The sequence below is a fragment of the Rhodococcus sp. NPDC056506 genome, from assembly GCF_042794945.1.
Taxonomy (GTDB): domain Bacteria; phylum Actinomycetota; class Actinomycetes; order Mycobacteriales; family Mycobacteriaceae; genus Rhodococcus_F.
Genome location: NZ_JBHTSW010000042.1, coordinates 46,415 through 52,414, shown reverse-complemented (window position 1 = coordinate 52,414; position 6,000 = coordinate 46,415). Strand labels below are relative to the sequence as shown.

6 protein-coding genes and 1 pseudogene are annotated in these 6,000 nt (G+C 59.9%); 3 read left to right on the top strand and 4 right to left on the bottom strand.

The window, feature by feature from the left end; translation table 11 throughout:
* Positions 1–119: 119 nt before the first annotated feature.
* A pseudogene (locus ACFQ6H_RS24820) lies at positions 120–221 on the top strand (4Fe-4S ferredoxin); the annotation flags it as partial.
* Here ACFQ6H_RS24820 and ACFQ6H_RS24815 read toward each other — a convergent pair.
* The gene (locus ACFQ6H_RS24815) at positions 211–1,266 is read right to left on the bottom strand and encodes a 2,3-butanediol dehydrogenase (protein WP_003941279.1); all 1,056 of its coding nucleotides are present in this window, start codon (positions 1,264–1,266) and stop codon (positions 211–213) included. The pseudogene ACFQ6H_RS24820 and the gene ACFQ6H_RS24815 sit on opposite strands and share 11 nt — an antisense overlap.
* A 164-nt stretch (positions 1,267–1,430) precedes the next feature.
* On the opposite strand from ACFQ6H_RS24815, the gene ACFQ6H_RS24810 reads away from it, so the two are divergent.
* Positions 1,431–1,937: a DUF3558 domain-containing protein gene (locus tag ACFQ6H_RS24810; protein ID WP_378649183.1), complete on the top strand. Its 507-nt coding sequence runs from the start codon at positions 1,431–1,433 to the stop codon at positions 1,935–1,937.
* 30 nt (positions 1,938–1,967) lie between these two features.
* The gene (locus ACFQ6H_RS24805) at positions 1,968–2,321 is read left to right on the top strand and encodes a hypothetical protein (protein ID WP_235867922.1); all 354 of its coding nucleotides are present in this window, start codon (positions 1,968–1,970) and stop codon (positions 2,319–2,321) included.
* A gap of 1 nt (position 2,322) precedes the next feature.
* On the opposite strand, the gene ACFQ6H_RS24800 is transcribed toward ACFQ6H_RS24805, so the two are convergent.
* The 3 genes from ACFQ6H_RS24800 to ACFQ6H_RS24790 form a co-directional block, all read right to left on the bottom strand.
* Positions 2,323–2,676 carry a UBP-type zinc finger domain-containing protein gene (locus ACFQ6H_RS24800; RefSeq protein WP_003941317.1) on the bottom strand — a complete coding sequence of 118 codons (354 nt, stop codon included), beginning with the start codon at positions 2,674–2,676 and terminating at the stop codon, positions 2,323–2,325.
* A 70-nt stretch (positions 2,677–2,746) separates the two neighbouring features.
* Entirely contained in the window at positions 2,747–4,183 is a 1,437-nt protein-coding gene (locus ACFQ6H_RS24795; protein WP_378649181.1) for an ATP-binding protein, read from the bottom strand.
* Between the two features lie 9 nt (positions 4,184–4,192).
* Positions 4,193–5,869, bottom strand: coding sequence for an FAD-dependent oxidoreductase (locus ACFQ6H_RS24790; protein WP_378649179.1), 1,677 nt, complete (start codon positions 5,867–5,869; stop codon positions 4,193–4,195).
* Positions 5,870–6,000: the final 131 nt, after the last annotated feature.

Genomic DNA, 6,000 nt, shown 5'->3' with positions numbered 1-6,000 from the left:
ACCCCTCAAACGCTTTTTTTTTTTTTTCTGGGGGGTGTGTTTTTTTTTAAACTCCCCCGGTTTTTCTGGTCAACAAAAAACCCCCCCGGGTTAAACGGGCGGTGGTGATGGTGTACTACCACCCGGCCCGCTACCGAGAGAAGCTAGGATGGGGCAAGGGCCGGGCACCTGGGTCGCTGACTGCGGTGGGTCCCGAGGTGCCCCGTCCGGTCACGACCTGACGAGAATCTTGACCGCCGTGTCGTTGTGCTCGATCAGAGTGGTGAATCCTTCGGAGATCAACTCTTCGAGCTGAATGCGACCGGTGATGAATGGCGCCAGATCGACGACACCGTCCTGGACCATCTTGATGACCGCTTCATGGTCACGGACGTACGCGATGGTTCCGCGTAGATCGATTTCCTTGAGGACCAGCTTCTGCATGTCGATGGTCGCGGGCTTGCCCCAAATCGACACGTTGACAACAACTCCAGCAGGCCTGACCGTGTCGAGCATGGTGTCGAGTACTGCGTTGACGCCTGCGCACTCGAATCCGATGTCTGCGCCGATGCCTCCGCTGAGTTCGAGGACGCGCGCCTTGACGTCTTCGGTGGTGGGATCGATGACGTAGTCGGCGACTCCACTGGAGAGGGCCTTGGCTTTGCGGGCTTCGCTGAGTTCAGTGACGATCGTCGTGACACCCAGACCCTTGAGAACGGCCGCAACGAGGAGGCCGATCGGTCCGGCTCCGCCCACGATGGCGACGTTGCCGCTTTCGGCTCCACTGCGCACGACTGCGTGATGGGCGACGCTCAACGGTTCGATGAGAGCTGCCTCGTCGAGCGGGATGTTGCCGATCTTGTGGATCCAACGACGGTCGACGACGACCTTCTCGCTGAGTCCGCCACCTCCGCCAGCCAAGCCGATGAACCCCATCTTCGTACACAGGTGGTAGTTGCCCGCCTTGCACGGGGCGCACTCGTTGCAGACGAAGTAAGGCTCGACAACGACATTTTCACCGACCTCGACGTCCGTGACACCTTCGCCGACCTCTTCGACGGTGCCGGAGAACTCGTGGCCCATCGTGACCGGCGCATTCTCGTGTGAGAGTGGATGCGGGTGTCCGGGTGCGGAGATGAAGATCGGTCCTTCGAGGTACTCGTGGAGATCGGTGCCGCAGATTCCGCACCATGCGACCTTCAGCTTGACTGTTCCTGGCCGCAATTCGGGCTCAGGGATCTCTTCGATCCGGATGTCTTTCTGCCCGTGGAACCGTGCTGCCTTCATTGATCCGCACCTCACTTCGTTGTGAATCCCCTGGTAGACCGACGTTAGGCCGATTATCGGCGCGGGTGAAGGGTTGCAACGGAATGCAATGGGGTGGAACCGATCGGTGCTGGGGAGCGTCCATTACTGTGAGCGGGTCGCGAACGAGGGGGAGTGCTGTGGGAGTGAGGGTTGCAGTGGTCCTGGTCGCGGCCGCGCTGTTGGTTGGGGGTTGTTCCTCGACCGTCGAGGGGCATGCAGTACGAGCCGACGAGGCTGTTGGGCTATTTGACCCTTGTAGCGGTATTAGCGACAGTGCCTTGCGGTATGTCGGCGTTGATCCGGCGACTGAGGAACGCGGGATTCTTGGAGTTCAGATTCCACGATTTGAAATCTGCTCATGGGATGGGACGGGAATTTCGCTGAGCGTCTGGTCAACAGACCACACTCTCGACGAAGTCGAAGCGAACACCAACAATGCCGATGTAAGGGCTGCGAATGTTCATGGCGGCCCTGCTATCAAATTCGGGCAGCGTGACGATGCGACCGGACAGATTTGCTCAGTAGCTTGGACGACCAATCAGGGGGTACTGATCGTTCGGATCGCCCCAGATTTCGGTGAGACGGCGATCGACCCGTGTGGCCTCGCCTCGACGATTACCGACAAACTCTTCCCGGAGCTCCCCAGATGAATCGCTCGCTTGATGAAGGTGGTGCTACGCATGAGTTCAAATGAGGACTCCGGGGCCGAGGTTTCGTTCTCGCTGGATCCGGATACGGCGCGATTGCTAGTTACGGCATGCGGCGAATACCAAATGACGTTGGAGCATTTGTCTGTTGCTGCTGCGAAACTGAGTTGGGTTGGTGGTTTAGGGACGCTCGCATCAGGTCGAGCGCTTCAGACGAAGTTCGAGGAGAAGGCCGTCGGTGGCCACGATGCGCTCGTCGATGTGTTGGCGAGTCATATCGCGGTCGTGGAGGCAATGCAGGCTCAGTTTCAAGCCTGCATCGACAACGCATTGGATCAGGAGTCGTCGAACGTCTCGACTTTGAGGTCGATCGACCAACCGAACTGAGTCAGTGGATGTGTTGCTGCCAATCGGCTGGGACACGACCCTTAGGTCCCGGCGTCGGCTGATCTACGGGATGTGAAGTGGGCGCCGCCAATTCAGGTCCGTCGTACGCCTCGTTGGTTTCGAAGCTCCAGAACCAATCCTCGCCGGGTTCGTAGCTCTGCATGAACGGATGCTTTGTCGAGGCCGCATGCTTGCTCGCGTGCTGTGACGGTGAGGAGTCGCAACACCCCACGTGACCGCATTGCGCGCAACGACGCAGGTGCACCCACCAACCGCCGCTCGCATCGCATTCGACGCATCCCGCGCCACTGGGCGGCACGCTCGGATCGATCCCCGCTGGAAGTCCGTCGGTCATGGTTCACCCTCTCACTGCCTGAAGTCGGTCATTTCATCGTGCGCTTTGCCTGCCGGCCGTGCAAGGGCGACTAGTCGTCACGCGTATCCCGCGGTGGGCCCGCGATTGGCAGCAAAACTCTGAACCGGGTGTTACCAGGCTCTGACGTGACCCGCAGCTCACCACGATGCTTGCCGACCACAATTCGCCACGAAATATCAAGGCCGAGACCGGTTCCCTCGCCGACTGGCTTGGTAGTGAAGAACGGTTCGAAGATCCTGTCGATGACGTCATCGGGAATCCCGGCACCGGTGTCACAGATCTCGATGCACACGCGGTCGCCATCGCGGCTTGTCCGAACGGTGAGTGTTCCCGATCCGTCCATGGCAGACACCGCATTGTCGATGAGGTTGGTCCACACTTGGTTGAGTTCGGCGGCGTAGGCGTCGATCGGTGGCAGCGCGAGGTCGTATTCCTTGACGACTTCGATTCCGCTTCCGATCTTTTGCCCCAACATGATCAACGTGCTGTCGAGCAGTTCGTGGACATCGATGGTCTGGAACGGAGCGCGATCCATCTGTGAATACTGTTTCGCCGCACCGACGAGCGTCGAGATCCTCGTTGTGGAGTCGGCGATCTCGTTCATCAGGAGTTCGGATTCGATGGTGTAATTCAGCCAGCGAATTGCGCCTTCTAGCACCGACTCGTCTACGGCTGCAGCAACATTCTCGAGCCAAGCGGTGTCGAGACCAGCTTGCACGAAGGTCGGAGCCAGATCCCAACCTTCTCGAATCGAATGATCCTCGAACCATTCACCCAACGAATCCTCTCGATCCGAGGCTTCGAGGGGAGTGAGCGTCGGCGCCTTGGCGACAACCTCTGCAACTTCCTCTTGAAGTCGCATGAGAGTGACGAGGGCATCGCGGTCGTAGGTGCCCAATGCGACCATTCCCAGTTTGTGACGCATGCCTGCGACACGCTCGCGCAAAGAGGCTGTCGCTCGAACCGCCGCGGCTGCAGGGTTATTGAGCTCGTGAGTCAACCCGGCCGACAGTGATCCGAGTGCAAGGAGTCGCTCTCGCTGATCGATGATTTGCTGAGTGTTCTTCTTGCCGAAGAAAACACCTTCGAGTAGATGAACCGCCATCGGAAACCACTCGCGCATCGCGTTGCCGAATTTGTCGGCGTCCAGGACGAAAAACGTCGAAGGAGTCGTCACTCGCATCGACCCCGCGTAGACCTGCGGTACACGATCGCCGAGATACGCCGTCCAGCCTCCCGAGTAGACGCCGCGCTGGGTGGTCCTGTTGATCTCGATGTCTTCGCCGCCCGACAGCTTGGACAAGACCACTTCGCCCTCGATGAGGACGTAGAAGCAGGTGGCAGGCTCACCTTCGAGGTAGACCTGACCTCGATCGATCTCGGTGATATGGCCTGCCTGGCACAGTGATTCGAGCTGATCGTCGGTGAGCTTCTCGAACAGGAACAGGGTGCGAAGCAAGTCTGGGCTGCATTCAGGAATGGACATCGAATCTCCCTATTGTTGAGCGAGATAGCGGTGGACGAACATCACGGCCATCGCGCCCTCTCCGACGGCCGACGCGACGCGCTTGGCCGATTCGGCGTGTACGTCCCCGGCGACAAATACTCCGGGGACACTGGTTTCGAGATGATGTGGTGCGCGGTCGAGCGGCCACCCGTCCGGTGTGACGCCTTCGGACGGAAGGTCCGGGCCGGCAAGAACGAAGCCATTTCCGTCGCGGACCACCACGTCTCCGAGCCAGTCGGTCAGGGGAGCGGCACCGATGAAGATGAACAACCACTGAGCATCGACAGTGTCTTCTTCTCCGGTGGCTCTGTTACGCAGTGTGATTCGTTCGAGGTGATCGTCACCCTCAGCGCCGACTACCTCCGTACACGTGCGCACGGTGATCTTCGGATTCTTTTCGATCTGCTGAATCAGGTAGTACGACATCGAGGCTTCGAGCGAGTTGCCGCGAATGAGAATGGTGACTGACCTAGCTCCTCGGGAGAGGTAGACCGCAGCTTGGCCTGCCGAATTGGCGCCGCCGACTATGTACACATCCTGCTCGCTGCACCGAGCGGCTTCGGTGACAGCTGACCCGTAGTAGACCCCTCGGCCGGTGTATGTATCGAGCCCTGGTGCTGAAAGTTGGCGATAGGAAACACCGGTCGCCAGGATGACCGAATGGGCGTCGACCGACGAACCGTCGTCGAAACGCACTGTGCGGGCCGAGCCGTTGATTTCCAGACCGGTGACGTCGCGAGCAGTGATGACCTCGGCGCCGAACTTGGTTGCCTGGCGCCTGGCCCGATCGGCCAACTGTGCGCCGGAGACTCCGTCGGGGAAGCCGAGGTAGTTCTCGATTCGTGAACTCTGGCCGGCCTGACCGCCGGTCGCTCGCCGTTCGATGAGGACCGTCCGAAGTCCCTCCGAAGCGCCGTACAGGGCCGCTCCCAGACCGGCGGGGCCGCCGCCGATGACAACGAGATCGTAAAAGTCTTCGGAGAGAGTGGTGCTCAGCCCGAGTTTGTCGGCGAGTTCGGCGTCGGTGGGCTCGACGAGGACATCTCCGTTGGATGCGATGACGACGGGAAGGCGCAGTTCGTCGGTGCCGGCGGCCGAGAGAAGTCGTTGACCTTCAGGCTCGTCCGACATGTACCAGCGATAGGCAAGTTGGTTGCGTGCCAGGAACTCTCGAACATCGGATGATCGCTCGGACCAACGATGGCCGATCACCTTGGTTTCCTCGGAGGGGTGATGGCTCGAGCTAGCCCAGGCATCGAGCAGCGCGTCGATGACGGGGTACAGCTTCTCTTCCGGGGGATCCCACGGCTTGAGGAGGTAGTGGTCGAGGTCGACTACGTTGATGGCGTCGATCGCAGCATCAGTATCGGCGTACGCGGTCAGTAGAACGCGACGAGCTACGGGATACAGGTCCATTGCCTGTTCGAGGAACTCGATCCCACTCAAACCAGGCATGCGGTAATCAGCGACGATCACAGCGACTGCATCGCCGCGAAGTTTCATTTCGCGCAAGGTCTCGAGAGCCTGGTCGCCGGACTCCGCACGAATGATTCGGTACTTCTCGCCGTACCGCTTGCGGAGGTCTCGGACGACGGCACGCGAAACACCCGGATCGTCGTCGACGCTGAGGATCGCTGGTTTGGCCGGGGCTTTCGGTGCGCTCACTCGGTGCCTTCCCGAAGTCGTAGTCAACCTCTCCAGTATGCGACTGCTGAGCTGAGCGTCAATCGCTGGAGATGCGCTCTGAGTGAACCGCCGAACGTGACCTGGGAATTTCGAGATTGCGGGAACCGATC

What these genes read in the sequence shown, in the direction of transcription:
- ACFQ6H_RS24815 (WP_003941279.1), bottom strand. Translation starts at nt 1,266, where the DNA reads ATGAAGGCAGCACGGTTCCACGGGCAGAAAGACATCCGGATCGAAGAG.
- ACFQ6H_RS24805 (WP_235867922.1), top strand. Translation starts at nt 1,968, where the DNA reads ATGAGTTCAAATGAGGACTCCGGGGCCGAGGTTTCGTTCTCGCTGGAT.
- ACFQ6H_RS24800 (WP_003941317.1), bottom strand. Translation starts at nt 2,676, where the DNA reads ATGACCGACGGACTTCCAGCGGGGATCGATCCGAGCGTGCCGCCCAGT.
- ACFQ6H_RS24795 (WP_378649181.1), bottom strand. Translation starts at nt 4,183, where the DNA reads ATGTCCATTCCTGAATGCAGCCCAGACTTGCTTCGCACCCTGTTCCTG.